At 71.8% G+C, this 13,046-nt stretch carries 9 protein-coding genes and 1 riboswitch; of the genes, 6 read left to right on the forward strand and 3 right to left on the reverse strand.

Translation table 11 applies throughout. The annotated features are described in order from the left end of the window. Nucleotides 1-35 precede the first annotated feature (35 nt). Nucleotides 36-587, reverse strand: a complete 552-nt coding sequence (locus ACZ66S_RS14475) for a DUF6082 family protein (protein WP_469901850.1) — start codon at nt 585-587, stop codon at nt 36-38. A gap of 321 nt (nt 588-908) precedes the next feature. Here ACZ66S_RS14475 and ACZ66S_RS14480 point away from each other — a divergent pair, with 321 nt between their 5' ends. Further along, complete coding sequence (locus tag ACZ66S_RS14480; RefSeq protein WP_469901851.1) at nt 909-1,997, forward strand: CobW family GTP-binding protein; 1,089 nt, start codon at nt 909-911, stop codon at nt 1,995-1,997. Here ACZ66S_RS14480 and ACZ66S_RS14485 read toward each other — a convergent pair. After that, nucleotides 1,994-4,447, reverse strand: coding sequence for a DNA gyrase/topoisomerase IV subunit A (locus ACZ66S_RS14485; RefSeq protein ID WP_469901852.1), 2,454 nt, complete (start codon nt 4,445-4,447; stop codon nt 1,994-1,996). The two genes, ACZ66S_RS14480 and ACZ66S_RS14485, sit on opposite strands and share 4 nt — an antisense overlap. Nucleotides 4,448-4,767: 320 nt before the next feature. Between ACZ66S_RS14485 and ACZ66S_RS14490 the strand changes: the two genes are divergently transcribed. The 4 genes from ACZ66S_RS14490 (at nt 4,768) to ACZ66S_RS14505 (ending at nt 9,566) form a co-directional block, all read left to right on the forward strand. Next, complete coding sequence (locus tag ACZ66S_RS14490; protein ID WP_469901853.1) at nt 4,768-6,168, forward strand: M16 family metallopeptidase; 1,401 nt, start codon at nt 4,768-4,770, stop codon at nt 6,166-6,168. Beyond that, complete coding sequence (locus ACZ66S_RS14495; protein ID WP_469901854.1) at nt 6,165-7,553, forward strand: M16 family metallopeptidase; 1,389 nt, start codon at nt 6,165-6,167, stop codon at nt 7,551-7,553. Before ACZ66S_RS14490 ends, ACZ66S_RS14495 begins: the two co-directional genes overlap by 4 nt. Nucleotides 7,554-7,752: 199 nt before the next feature. Further along, nucleotides 7,753-7,914, forward strand: a riboswitch (cyclic di-AMP (ydaO/yuaA leader). A gap of 13 nt (nt 7,915-7,927) precedes the next feature. Then, on the forward strand, nt 7,928-8,680 hold the full coding sequence (locus tag ACZ66S_RS14500) for a M23 family metallopeptidase (protein WP_469901855.1): 753 nt from the start codon (nt 7,928-7,930) through the stop codon (nt 8,678-8,680). A gap of 190 nt (nt 8,681-8,870) precedes the next feature. After that, a complete protein-coding gene (locus ACZ66S_RS14505) occupies nt 8,871-9,566 on the forward strand; it encodes a GntR family transcriptional regulator (protein WP_469901856.1) in 696 nt (231 codons plus the stop codon). 127 nt (nt 9,567-9,693) lie between these two features. Here the strand turns inward: ACZ66S_RS14505 and ACZ66S_RS14510 are convergent, their stop codons facing one another. Further along, complete coding sequence (locus ACZ66S_RS14510; RefSeq protein ID WP_007385204.1) at nt 9,694-9,975, reverse strand: HPr family phosphocarrier protein; 282 nt, start codon at nt 9,973-9,975, stop codon at nt 9,694-9,696. A gap of 197 nt (nt 9,976-10,172) precedes the next feature. Here ACZ66S_RS14510 and ACZ66S_RS14515 point away from each other — a divergent pair, with 197 nt between their 5' ends. Continuing rightward, nucleotides 10,173-13,010 (forward strand): bifunctional acetate--CoA ligase family protein/GNAT family N-acetyltransferase, encoded by a 2,838-nt coding sequence (locus ACZ66S_RS14515; RefSeq protein ID WP_469901857.1) that lies wholly within the window; start codon nt 10,173-10,175, stop codon nt 13,008-13,010. Nucleotides 13,011-13,046 lie beyond the last annotated feature (36 nt).

The raw sequence follows: 13,046 nt of genomic DNA on the forward strand, positions 1-13,046 counted from the left end.
TGCTCCCCGGGCTTTTATCCTTGCCCCAACTGGGCTCATCCGACGGGAGGTTCACCCACCACCCACCACTCCTCCGTGTCGGCCTCGTCCAGATCGCGAATGAGGTTGTCCACCATCCGGCCGATGCGTCCCTCTTCGGAGTCGTCCTTGAGGCTCGCGCGGTGCGGGCGGGTGGACTCCCAGTACCTGCGGAAGAGCGCGCTCCGGCAGAGCACCCGCAAGTGGCCGTGCAGTTCCTCCAGACTCGCGACGCCGATCCGGTAACCGAACAGAGCGTTGGAGTAGAGGGCGTTCGCGAACAGATGCTGCCGGAGGTGGGTCGGCGACTCCACCTCGAAGGTGCTCAACACCTGGGCCAGTTCGGGATCGTCGATGGCGCGCTCCAGGAGGCCGAGCTGCAGCCTCTGGTAGTCCACCAGGGCGGCTCGGAATGCGTCGTCGGTCCGGTCGGCTTGCTCCGGGCCGCGCCGCGACCCCTTGTGCCGTCGGCGTCGTGCGGTCAGCGTGGTGAGCACTCCGGCGGTGAAGGCGGCCCCCGCCGCGAGCACGGAATCGAGCCCCGGCTTCCCAGACTTCTGTGTGGCCATGTCATCCCCGATCCAAACGGCCGTCCGCCGGTCGTCGGGGTGCGGGTCGACTGATGGGGACCGGCGAGCGGTGGGCGGCGCTTGCCGTCTCCCAGGGTGCCGAGCGGCTCTGATCGGCGGGGGAGGCGGAGAGGAGGCGCACGGAGGGAAGTGAGGGTCGCACGAACCGGCGCCTTCCCCAACGTCTGCCCCGCAAGTGCTGCTAACAATCGTTCACTTCGAGGGGATTGTTCCGGCTCGTATCCTGGTCCGGCATTCACACCTCGTACGTGCGCCGGGACCGCGATCCGGTGCACGCAGCAGCGCGAAAGAGGTCGTACGTTGAGTCAGCCGAGCGGGAGCCCCCGGCAGATCCCGGTCGTCGTGCTCGCCGGATTCCTGGGTTCCGGCAAGACCACGCTCCTCAATCATCTCCTCCACCGCAGCGGTGGCAGCCGTATCGGAGCCGTCGTCAACGACTTCGGCGCCATCGAGATCGACGCCATGGCCGTCGCCGGCGCGCTCGGCGACTCCACCGTCTCCCTCGGGAACGGCTGCCTGTGCTGCGCCGTCGACGTCAGCGAACTCGACGGGTACCTCGCCAAGCTGGCGCACCCCGACTCCGGCATCGACGTCATCGTCATCGAGGCCAGCGGGCTCGCCGAGCCGCAGGAACTCGTCCGCATGGTGCTCGCCAGCGAGCAGCCCCACATCGTCTACGGCGGGCTCGTCGAGGTCGTCGACGCCGCCGAGTTCGACGACACCCGCGCCCGGCACCCCGAGCTCGACCGCCACCTCGGCCTCGCCGACCTCGTCGTGGTCAACAAGCTCGACCGGGCGGCTCCCCAGGACGCCGAGCGCGTTCTCGCGGTCGTCCGGTCCCTCGTCGACCGTGCCGCCGTCGTGCCGGCCACCTACGGCCGTGTCGACCCCGAGTTCCTCTTCGACTGCCGGCCCGGCGAGGAACGCGTCGGACAGCTCTCCTTCGACGACCTGCACGACCCCGAGGACCACGATCACGACGGTCACGACCACGCGGGCCACCTGCACTCCGCCTACGACAGCCTGTCCTTCACCTCGGACACGCCCCTCGACCCCCGCCGGCTCATGGGCTTCCTCGACAGCCGGCCCGAAGGGCTCTACCGGATCAAGGGGTACGTCGACTTCGGACCGTACGACGTCCGCAACCGTTACGCCGTACACGCCGTGGGGCGCTTCCTGCGGTTCTACCCAGAGCCCTGGCCGTCCGGAGACGCCTGCCGTACCCAGCTCGTCCTTATCGGCTCCGGCATCGACACGTCCGCCCTCGGCAAGGAGCTGGAGGCGTGCAAGGGGGCACAGCAGGACGCCCCGCACACCGACGAGGCCGGCATGTGGGGCGTCCTGCGTTACGTACAGGGGACCGAGGAGGAACCCGGGGAACCGGCCTAGACCGGGCCCGCCACCACCGACACCGTCTTCGCCAGGGACACGCCCGAGCCGTCGCGGCGCGGGTCGATCTCCGGGAGGTCGGCCGGGGTGCCGTTCTTCTGCGCGGCGCGGGCCGGGACGGCGCCCGCCCAGGCCAGGGACAGGCAGTCCTCGCCCTTCAGGAACCGCTGGCAGCGCACCCCGCCCGTGGCACGGCCCTTGCGCGGGTACTGGTCGAACGGCGTCAGCTTGGCCGTCGTCTGGACCGAGTCGTCGAGTGTGCCGCGCGAGCCCGCGACCGTGAAGACGACCGCGTCCACCGCCGGGTCCACCGCGGTGAAGGAGATGACCTTCGCGCCCTCGGTGAGCTTGATGCCCGTCATACCGCCCGCCGGCCGGCCCTGCGGACGGACCTGCGAGGCCTGGTAGCGCAGGAGCTGGGCGTCGTCGGTGATGAAGACCAGGTCCTCCTCGCCGGTGCGCAGTTCCACCGCGCCGACGATCCGGTCGCCGTCCTTGAGCGTGATGACCTCCAACTCGTCCTTGTTGGACGGGTAGTCGGGCACCACACGCTTGACGACGCCCTGTTCGGTGCCGAGCGCCAGACCGGGCGAGGACTCGTCCAGCGTGGTCAGGCACACCAGTGTCTCGCCGTCCTCCAGGGAGACGAACTCCGCCAGCGGGGCGCCGCCCGAGAGGTTGGCGGCCGACTCGGGGAGCTGCGGCAGGTCGATCACGTTCAGGCGGAGAAGGCGGCCCGCCGACGTCACCGCGCCGACCTCGCCCCGCGCGGTGGCCGGCACCGCCGAGACGATCACGTCGTGCTTGGCGCGCCTGCCGCCGGCCTCCTCCGGGAACGGATCGCCGTTCGCCGTACGGGCCAGCAGCCCCGTCGAGGAGAGCAGGACCCGGCACGGGTCGTCCGCCACCTGCAACGGCACGGCGGCCACCGGGGCCGTCGCCCCGGCCTCCAGCAGGACCGTGCGCCGCTCGGTGCCGTACTTCTTGGCGACCGCGGCCAGCTCGGCGGAGACCAGCTTGCGCAGCTCGGCGTCCGACTCCAGGATCCGGGTCAGCTCCGCGATCTCGGCGTTGAGACGGTCCTTCTCGGACTCCAGCTCGATGCGGTCGAACCGGGTCAGGCGCCGCAGGGGCGTGTCCAGGATGTACTGCGTCTGGATCTCGCTCAGCGAGAAGCGCTCGATCAGCCGCTCCTTGGCCTGCGCGGAGTTGTCGCTGGAGCGGATGATGCGGATGACCTCGTCGATGTCGACCAGGGCGGTGAGCAGGCCCTCGACCAGGTGCAGCCGGTCGCGCCGCTTGGTGCGCCGGAACTCGCTGCGGCGGCGCACCACTTCGAAGCGGTGGTCGAGGTAGACCTCGAGGAGCTCCTTGAGGCCGAGCGTGAGGGGCTGCCCGTCGACCAGCGCCACGTTGTTGACGCCGAAGGACTCCTCCATCGGTGTCAGCTTGTAGAGCTGCTCCAGGACCGCCTCCGGCACGAAGCCGTTCTTGATCTCGATGACCAGGCGCAGGCCGTGGGCGCGGTCGGTGAGGTCCTTGACGTCGGCGATGCCCTGGAGCTTCTTCGCGCCGACCAGGTCCTTGATCTTGGCGATCACCTTCTCCGGGCCGACCGTGAAGGGCAGCTCGGTGACGACCAGGCCCTTGCGGCGGGCGGTCACCGTCTCCACCGAGACCGTGGCGCGGATCTTGAAGGTGCCGCGGCCCGTCTCGTAGGCGTCCCGGATGCCCGAGAGGCCGACGATCCGGCCGCCGGTGGGCAGGTCGGGGCCCGGGATGTGCTTCATCAGGGCGTCCAGATCCGCGTTCGGGTAGCGGATCAGGTGGCGGGCGGCCGCGATGACCTCGTTGAGGTTGTGCGGCGCCATGTTGGTGGCCATGCCGACCGCGATGCCCGAGGCGCCGTTCACCAGGAGGTTGGGGAAGGCGGCGGGCAGCGCGCCCGGCTCCTGCTCCTGGCCGTCGTAGTTGGGGGCGAAGTCGACCGTGTCCTCGTCGATCGACTCCGTCATCAGGCTCGCGGCCTCGGCGGCGCGGCACTCGGTGTACCGCATGGCGGCCGGCGGGTCGTCGTTGCCCAGCGAGCCGAAGTTGCCGTGGCCGTCGATCAGCGGCACGCTCATCGAGAAGGGCTGGGCCATGCGCACGAGGGCGTCGTAGATCGACGCGTCGCCGTGCGGGTGCAGCTTGCCCATGACCTCGCCGACGACACGCGCGCACTTCACGTAGCCGCGGTCGGGGCGCAGGCCCATCTCGTTCATCTGGTAGACGATGCGCCGGTGCACCGGCTTGAGGCCGTCGCGGGCGTCGGGGAGCGCGCGGGAGTAGATGACCGAGTACGCGTACTCGAGGTACGAGCCCTTCATCTCGTCCACGACGTCGATGTCGAGGATCCGCTCCTCGTACGAGTCGTCGGGCGGCGGGGTCTTCGTGCTGCGGCGGGCCATCGCTGCCGGCTCCTCTTTTCTGGTCGCTCGCCTACGGGTCGCTCACTTCGGCCCTTTGGCTCACTCTTGCTGAAGCGTGAACGGGATCTGACGCGGACCATTGTGGACCGCGGCACTGACAGTCCGGGCAGGGCCCGGCCGTGCCGCCCGGCCCGGGGACCGCGCAGCGCCTCCCTCACGGTTGCCCGCAGGCTACGCGATCCGCTGTGGGCGTACGCGCTCCGGGAACTTCGCCGAGGGTACGCACGCTTGCATACAGTGGCAGGACCGGCAGGAAAACCGCGGTTTCCACGACCGCGACCGCGATCGAAGGGACGTACATGCCCATGGGTCACACGGCCACAGACCAGGCAGGCACCGGGGGCCTGACAGCGACCGAGCACCGCCTGGCCAACGGGCTGCGCGTGGTGCTCTCCGAGGACCACCTGACCCCGGTCGCGGCGGTGTGCCTCTGGTACGACGTCGGCTCGCGCCACGAGGTCAAGGGGCGTACCGGCCTTGCTCACCTTTTCGAGCACCTGATGTTCCAGGGCTCGAAGCAGGTGCACGGCAACGGGCACTTCGAGCTCGTCCAGGGCGCGGGCGGCTCGCTCAACGGCACCACCAGCTTCGAGCGCACCAACTACTTCGAGACCATGCCGACCCACCAGCTCGAGCTCGCGCTGTGGCTGGAGGCCGACCGCATGGGCTCGCTGCTGGCCGCCCTCGACGACGAGTCGATGGAGAACCAGCGCGACGTCGTCAAGAACGAGCGCAGGCAGCGCTACGACAACGTCCCCTACGGCACCGCGTTCGAGAAGCTGACCGCGCTCGCGTACCCGGAGGGCCACCCCTACCACCACACCCCGATCGGTTCGATGGCCGATCTGGACGCGGCCACCCTGGAGGACGCCCGCGCGTTCTTCCGCACCTACTACGCGCCCAACAACGCCGTCCTGTCGGTCGTCGGCGACATCGACCCCGAGCAGACCCTCGCCTGGATCGAGAAGTACTTCGGCTCCATCCCCTCGCACGACGGCAAGCCCGCCCCACGCGACGGCTCCCTGCCCGAGATCATCGGCGAGCAGTTGCGCGAGGTCGTCGAGGAGGAGGTCCCCGCGCGCGCGTTGATGGCCGCCTACCGGCTGCCGCACGACGGCACCCGCGAGGCGGACGCGGCCGACCTGGCCCTCACCGTCCTCGGCGGCGGCGAGTCCTCCCGCCTCTACAACCGGCTCGTACGGCGTGACCGTACGGCCGTCGCGGCCGGCTTCGGCCTGCTGCGCCTGGCCGGTGCGCCCTCCCTGGGCTGGCTCGACGTGAAGACCTCCGGTGACGTCGAGGTGCCGGTCATCGAGGCCGCCATCGACGAGGAGCTCGCGCGGTTCGCCGCGGAGGGCCCCACGGCCGAGGAAATGGAGCGCGCCCAGGCCCAGTTGGAGCGCGAGTGGCTGGACCGGCTCGGCACCGTCGCGGGCCGCGCCGACGAACTGTGCCGGTACGCCGTCCTGTTCGGCGACCCGCAGCTCGCCCTGACCGCCGTGCAGCGCGTCCTCGAGGTGAGCGCCGAGGAGGTGCAGGCGGTCGCCAAGGCCAGGCTGCGCCCCGACAACCGCGCGGTGCTGGTCTACGAGCCGGTCGCCCCGGCCGAGATCGCCGACAGCGCCGAGGAGGCCGCCGAGGACCCGCAGGCCGCGGCGACCGTGGAAGCAAGCGACGACAACGAGGAGGCGGCCAAGTGAGCGAGCTCGCCGCGATGGAGTTCCACCCGCAGCCGCAGGCGGGCGAGCCCAAGGTCTGGGCCTTCCCCGCTCCCGAGCGCGGGACGCTCGACAACGGCCTGACCCTGCTGCGCTGCCAGCGCCCCGGCCAGCAGGTCGTCGCCGTGGAGGTGCTCCTGGACGCACCCCTGGAGGCCGAACCGGCCGGTCTGGACGGCGTCGCCACGATCATGGCGCGGGCCTTCTCCGAGGGCACCGACAAGCACTCGGCCGAGGAGTTCGCCGCCGAGCTGGAGCGCTGCGGCGCCACCCTCGACGCGCACGCCGACCACCCCGGCGTCCGCCTCAGCCTCGAAGTGCCGGCCTCCCGCCTCGCCAAGGCACTCGGTCTGCTGGCCGACGCGCTCAGGGCGCCCGCCTTCGCGGACAGCGAGGTCGAGCGGCTCGTCCGCAACCGCCTCGACGAGATCCCGCACGAGCTGGCCAACCCGTCCCGCCGTGCCGCCAAGGAGCTCTCCAAGGAGCTGTTCCCGGCGGACTCGCGCATGTCGCGCCCGCGCCAGGGCACCGAGGACACGGTCGAGAACATCGACTCCGCGGCCGTACGCGCCTTCTACGAGAAGCACGTGCGCCCCGCCACCGCGACCGCCGTGGTCGTCGGCGACCTCACCGGCATCGACCTGGACGCGCTGCTCGCCGACACCCTCGGTGCCTGGACCGGTTCCCCGGCCCAGCCGCGGCCCGTGCCGCCGGTGACCGCCGACGACACCGGCCGGGTGGTCGTCGTGGACCGCCCCGGAGCCGTCCAGACCCAGCTCCTGATCGGCCGTGTCGGCGCCGACCGGCACGCACGCGTGTGGCCCGCGCAGGTGCTCGGCACGTACTGCCTCGGCGGCACCCTCACCTCCCGCCTGGACCGCGTCCTGCGCGAGGAGAAGGGTTACACCTACGGCGTACGGTCGTTCGGGCAGGTCCTCCGGTCCGCCCCGGACGGCTCGGGCGCGGCGATGCTCGCCATCAGCGGCTCGGTCGACACGCCGAACACCGGTCCCGCGCTGGACGACCTGTGGAAGGTGCTGCGCACGCTCGCCGAGGGCGGACTCACCGACGCCGAGCGCGATGTCGCCGTGCAGAACCTCGTGGGCGTGGCGCCGCTCAAGTACGAGACGGCCGCGGCCGTCGCGAGCACGCTGGCCGACCAGGTCGAGCAGCACCTGCCCGACGACTACCAGGCGACCCTGTACCAGCAGCTCGCCGCGACCGGCACCGTGGAGGCCACCGCGGCCGTCGTGAACGCCTTCCCGGTGGACCGGCTGGTGACGATCCTGGTCGGCGACGCGGCGGCCATCAAGGAGCCCGTCGAGGCCCTCGGCATCGGCGAGGTCAAGGTCGTGAGCGCCGAGTAGCCGAGCAACGGCACGCGCGGGGAGGGGCCCTGGTGACGACGGCGTCACCAGGGCCCCTTGATGTCCGAATTGGGTGGGAGGTTGCCTGTCTGCCCTGTGGGATGCGCTACAAACACCCTGATTCGTTTGGGTCTTGAAAGCAGCCCCGCTTAGCGTCTTCCGGGCTGTCCGTCAGGCACTGCGCCGCGCCCGCGGCACCGGACAGTCATCGCCGAGTCCCCGTACGGCGCGAGCCAGGGGAGCCGGGGACCCACACAGTCCCTGGGGTGAATCGGACGCCCGCGCGACCGCGAGGGGGCCCGTAGGAGACCTTCCTGCTCCGAACCCGTCAGCTAACCCGGTAGGCGAGAAGGAAGGAAAGGACCAGCCACCACATGGCGTTCACCTGCGCCACCGGGAAGCACCGTCGTCCCAGCCGCATGAAGCGCACCACCGCCCGCGCGGCGGGTGTCGCGGCCCTCGCCACCACCGGCGTCATCGGCACCATCGCCGCCCCCGCGCTCGCCGCCGACAACTCCGTCGAGCAGACCGGTCTCATGCCCGTCGTCTCCGTCGGCGACTCCCTCGCGGCCCAGCTCGACGCCCAGGCCGAGGCCCAGGCGCAGGCCGCCGCGCAGAAGAAGGCGGCCGCCGAGGCCAAGCGCAAGGCCGAGGCGCGCGCCAAGGAGATCCGCGAGGCCAAGGAGCGCGCCGCCCGCGAGGCCGAGCGCAGGCGCCTCAACGCCTTCGTCGCCCCGATCTCCGGCTCCTACATCTCCACCGGCTACAAGAGCGGCGGCTCGCTGTGGTCCTCCGGCAGCCACACCGGTGTCGACTTCCACGCCGCCAGCGGCACCTCGGTCCACGCGGTCGGCCGCGGCACCGTCGTCGAGGCGGGCTGGGGCGGGTCGTACGGCAACAACGTCGTGATCAGGATGGCCGACGGCACGTACACCCAGTACGGCCACCTGTCGTCCATCGGTGTCTCGGTCGGCCAGTCCGTCACCCCCGGCCAGCAGATCGGCCTCTCCGGCGCGACCGGCAACGTCACCGGCCCGCACCTGCACTTCGAGGCGCGCACCAGCCCCGAGTACGGCTCGGACATCGACCCCGTCGCCTACCTGCGCTCGCACGGCGTGAACGTCTGACGTCCACCGCGCGATCCCTCCGCGACGCCCCCGGCTCCGCGAGCCGGGGTTTCGTCGTTTCCGGCACCCCGTTGTCCAAAAAATATACCTGGATTCCGGTCCGCCGTCGGAAATTCCCGCCCTTTGCAATAGAGTCACTGAACACACGTCAATCGGCGACGTTTCACGGGGATTAAGACGGAGGTCGGACATGCGTATTCCGGCGCACTCGGTATGCACGGCGATCCGGGACGACATCGTCGCCGGTGTCCACGCGCGCGGGAGCCGGCTCACCGAGGAACTGCTCGCCCGCCGCTACGGCGTCTCCCGTGTCCCCGTCCGCGAGGCCCTGCGCACCCTGGAGGCCGAGGGCTTCGTGGTGACGCGGCGGCACGCGGGCGCATGCGTGGCCGAACTGACCGAGCAGGAGGGCGCCGACCTCCTGGAGATGCGCATGCTGCTGGAACCGCTGGGTGCCTCCCGGGCCGCCCAGCGGCGCACCGAGGCCCATCTGAAGGTGCTGCGCGGCCTGGTCAGGCTGGGCCAGGAGCGGGCCAGGCGGGGCAACAGCGACGATCTGCGTTCCCTGGGGGGCTGGTTCCACGAGACGCTCGCGCAGGCCTCCGGCAGCCCGGCACTGACCTCGCTGCTGACCCAGTTGCGGCACAAGATCGCCTGGATGTACGTCGTGGACGCGCCCGCCGACCCCGTGGAGTCCTGGGCGGAGCACGGCGCGATCGTGGACGCGGTGGCCCGCGGGGACGGCGACCGCGCGCGGGCGGTCACCGCGCTGCACACCGAGCGCTCGGGCGCGGCGCACCGCTTGCGGTTCACGTCCGGGCAGGCCCGCGCGGACCGTGTGAGGACCTCGCAACATCCTGTAAACGTGACGGGCGTGCGGCATTAACACGGGCACCGTATACAAAGAGGGAGTAATTCGAGGGGCGTTATTTCCGCTGCCCGCAAAAGGATAAAGCGAAGGGCCCGCCCGATAATTCGGACGAGCCCCTCCGTGCTTTTCAGGACACCCGTGCTCAGACGGTCTCGGGAAGTTCCTCGAGCCCCTCGGCGACCAGCTTCGCGAGCCGGTCGAGAGCCGCGTCCGCGCCCTCGGCGTCGGAGGCGAGGACGATCTCCTCGCCGCCCTGCGCGCCCAGGCCGAGAACGGCCAGCATGGAGGCCGCGTTGACGGGGTTGCCGTCGGCCTTGGCGATCGTCACCGGGATGCCTGCGGCCGTGGCGGCCCGGACGAAGATGGAAGCGGGGCGGGCGTGAAGGCCCTCGGCCCAGCCGACGTTGACGCGGCGCTCAGCCATGTGATGCTGCCCTTCGGTGTTCAGGGTTGTCTAGACCAGTTTCCCACACGTGAAGCGTCTCCGGAGCGGACCTGGAGTCCTCCCGGGGTGAGACGTCGGACCGCGGCCTCGGCCCGACTTCCGTCCCTGTGCGTTCCCGCGCGTTCTCCACAGACTGCCTCGCGCCGTTGTCGTACGCGAGCCGTACTCTGGGGCCCATGCAGAGCGCGTCGGACCGGCACGAGTACCCCGCCCACTGGGAGGCCGACGTGGTGCTGCGCGACGGCGGCACCGCGCGCATCCGGCCCATCACCGTCGACGACGCCGATCGCCTGGTCAGCTTCTACGAGCAGGTCTCGGACGAGTCGAAGTACTACCGCTTCTTCGCGCCCTACCCACGCCTGTCCGCCAAGGACGTCCACCGCTTCACGCACCACGACTTCGTGGACCGGGTGGGGCTCGCCGCCACCATCGGCGGCGAGTTCATCGCCACCGTACGCTACGACCGCATCGGCGCCGACGGCATGCCCGCCTCCGCCCCCGCCGACGAGGCCGAGGTCGCCTTCCTCGTCCAGGACGCCCACCAGGGCCGCGGTGTGGCCTCCGCCCTGCTCGAACACATCGGGGCCGTCGCCCGCGAGCGCGGCATCCGGCGCTTCGCCGCCGAGGTGCTGCCCGCCAACGTCAAGATGATCAAGGTGTTCACCGACGCCGGGTACACCCAGAAGCGCAGCTTCGAGGACGGCGTCGTACGCCTGGAGTTCGACCTGGAGCCCACCGACCGCTCGCTCGCCGTGCAGTACGCGCGCGAGCAGCGCGCCGAGTCGCGGTCCGTGCAGCGGCTGCTCACCCCCGGCTCCGTCGCCGTGGTCGGCGTCGGACGCGCCCCCGGCGGCGTGGGCCGCGGCGTGCTCGGCAACATCCGGGACTACGGCTTCACCGGCCGCCTGTACGCCGTGAACAAGGCGTTCTCCGAGGAGACCAAGGAGGTCGACGGCATCCCCGCGCACCGCTCGGTGCGGGACGTCGACGGCCCCGTCGACCTCGCCGTCGTCGCCGTACCGGCCGAGCAGGTCCCCGAGGTCGTCGCCGAGTGCGGCGCCCACGGCGTGCAGGGACTCGTCGTGCTCTCCGCCGGGTACGCCGAGAGCGGCCCCGAAGGACGCGAGCGCCAGCGCGAACTCGTACGGCACGCACGCGCGTACGGCATGCGGATCATCGGCCCGAACGCCTTCGGCGTCATCAACACCTCCCCGGACGTCCGGCTCAACGCCTCACTGGCCCCCGAGACCCCCCGGCCCGGCCGGATCGGCCTGTTCGCCCAGTCCGGCGCCATCGGCATCGCCCTGCTGTCCCGACTGCACCGGCGCGGCGGTGGCGTCACCGGCGTGACCGGCGTCTCCACCTTCGTCTCCGCTGGCAACCGCGCGGACGTCTCCGGCAACGACGTCCTCCAGTACTGGTACGACGACCCCCACACCGACGTCGTCCTCATGTACCTGGAGTCCATCGGCAACCCCCGCAAGTTCACCCGCCTCGCCCGGCGCACGGCGGCGGCCAAGCCCCTGGTCGTCGTGCAGGGCTCCGGCACCGCCCCGCAGGGCCACGCCGTCCGCGCCACGCGCCTGCCGCACGCCACCGTGTCCGCGCTGCTCCGCCAAGCCGGCGTGATCCGCGTGGACACCATCACCGAACTCGTGGACACCGGCCTCCTGCTGGCCCGCCAGCCCCTGCCCACCGGACCCAAGGTGGCCATCCTCGGCAACTCCGAATCGCTCGGCCTGCTCACCTACGACGCCTGCGTGGCCGAAGGACTGACCCCCTCGCCCCCGCTGGACCTGACCACCGCCGCCGCGCCGGAGGACTTCCACGCGGCCCTCGCGCGTGCGTTGGCCGACGACTCCAGCGACGCGGTGATCGTGACGGCCATCCCGGCGGTCGGCGAGGGGTCCGCCGGCGACGCCGCCCTCGCCGAGGCGCTCAGGTCCGCGGCGGAGCAGGTCCCCGGCAAGCCGGTCCTCGTCGTCCACGTCGAGCTCGGCGGCCTCGCGGAGGCCCTGTCGGCGGCGGCCAGCACCGCACCCCAGGCCGTCGCGGGACCGCCGAGAATCCGTGCCGACCATCCGTTCCGCGCCCTGGACCGGCTGCGCGCCACCCAGCCCCCGGCGGAACCGCCCGCCGCCGGTAACAGCGACCGCCTCATCCCCGCCTACCCCGCCGCCGAGCGCGCGGTGCGGGCCCTCGCCGACGTCGTGCAGTACGCCCAGTGGCGCCGGGAGGCCGCCGAGCCCGGCAAGGTGCCCGAGTACGAGAACATCGACGAGAAGGGCGCCGCCGCCCTGATCGACGGCCTGCTCACGCGCGGGCAGGGCCTCACCCTCGGCACCGAGGAGACCTGCGAGCTGCTCGCCCGGTACGGCATCCAGGTCCACCGCGCCCTGCCCGCCGGCACCGCCGACGCCGCCGTCCGGGCCGCGGACACCCTCGGTTACCCGGTCGCCCTCAAGGCCACCGCCCCGCACCTGCGCCACCGCGCCGACCTCGGCGGCGTCCGCCTCGACCTCGCCGACGAGGAGCAGTTGCGGCGGGCGTACACCGAGCTGACCGAGCTCTTCGGCGCGCCCGACGAACTGCGGCCCGTGGTGCAGGGCATGGCACCGCGCGGGGTGGACACCGTGATCCGGGCCGTCATCGACCCGGCCGCCGGCGCCGTGCTCTCCTTCGGGCTGGCCGGGGCGGCCTCGCAGTTGCTCGACGACACCGCGCACCGGCTGATCCCGGTCACCGACCGGGAGGCCACGAGCCTGGTCCGGGCCATCCGGACCGCCCCGCTCCTGTTCGGCTGGCGCGGTTCCACCCCGGTCGACACACCCGCGCTGGAGGAGCTCCTGCTGCGGGTGTCCCGGCTGGTCGACGACCACCCCGAGGTCGTCGCGGTCACCCTGGAGCCGGTCGTGGTCGCCCCGCGCGGCCTGAGCGTCCTCGGCGCCTCCGTACGGCTCGCGCCGCCGCCCGCCCGCGACGACCTCGGCCCGCGGACGCTCCCCGCGTACTGAGCGGGGGCGATCGGTGCCTCGCAGTCAGTGCGCCAC

The sequence above is a fragment of the Streptomyces sp. NPDC107471 genome, assembly GCF_055582845.1.

What these genes read in the sequence shown, in the direction of transcription:
- ACZ66S_RS14475 (WP_469901850.1), bottom strand. Translation starts at nt 587, where the DNA reads ATGGCCACACAGAAGTCTGGGAAGCCGGGGCTCGATTCCGTGCTCGCG.
- ACZ66S_RS14485 (WP_469901852.1), bottom strand. Translation starts at nt 4,447, where the DNA reads ATGGCCCGCCGCAGCACGAAGACCCCGCCGCCCGACGACTCGTACGAG.
- ACZ66S_RS14490 (WP_469901853.1), top strand. Translation starts at nt 4,768, where the DNA reads ATGCCCATGGGTCACACGGCCACAGACCAGGCAGGCACCGGGGGCCTG.
- ACZ66S_RS14500 (WP_469901855.1), top strand. Translation starts at nt 7,928, where the DNA reads ATGGCGTTCACCTGCGCCACCGGGAAGCACCGTCGTCCCAGCCGCATG.
- ACZ66S_RS14505 (WP_469901856.1), top strand. Translation starts at nt 8,871, where the DNA reads ATGCGTATTCCGGCGCACTCGGTATGCACGGCGATCCGGGACGACATC.
- ACZ66S_RS14510 (WP_007385204.1), bottom strand. Translation starts at nt 9,975, where the DNA reads ATGGCTGAGCGCCGCGTCAACGTCGGCTGGGCCGAGGGCCTTCACGCC.
- ACZ66S_RS14515 (WP_469901857.1), top strand. Translation starts at nt 10,173, where the DNA reads ATGCAGAGCGCGTCGGACCGGCACGAGTACCCCGCCCACTGGGAGGCC.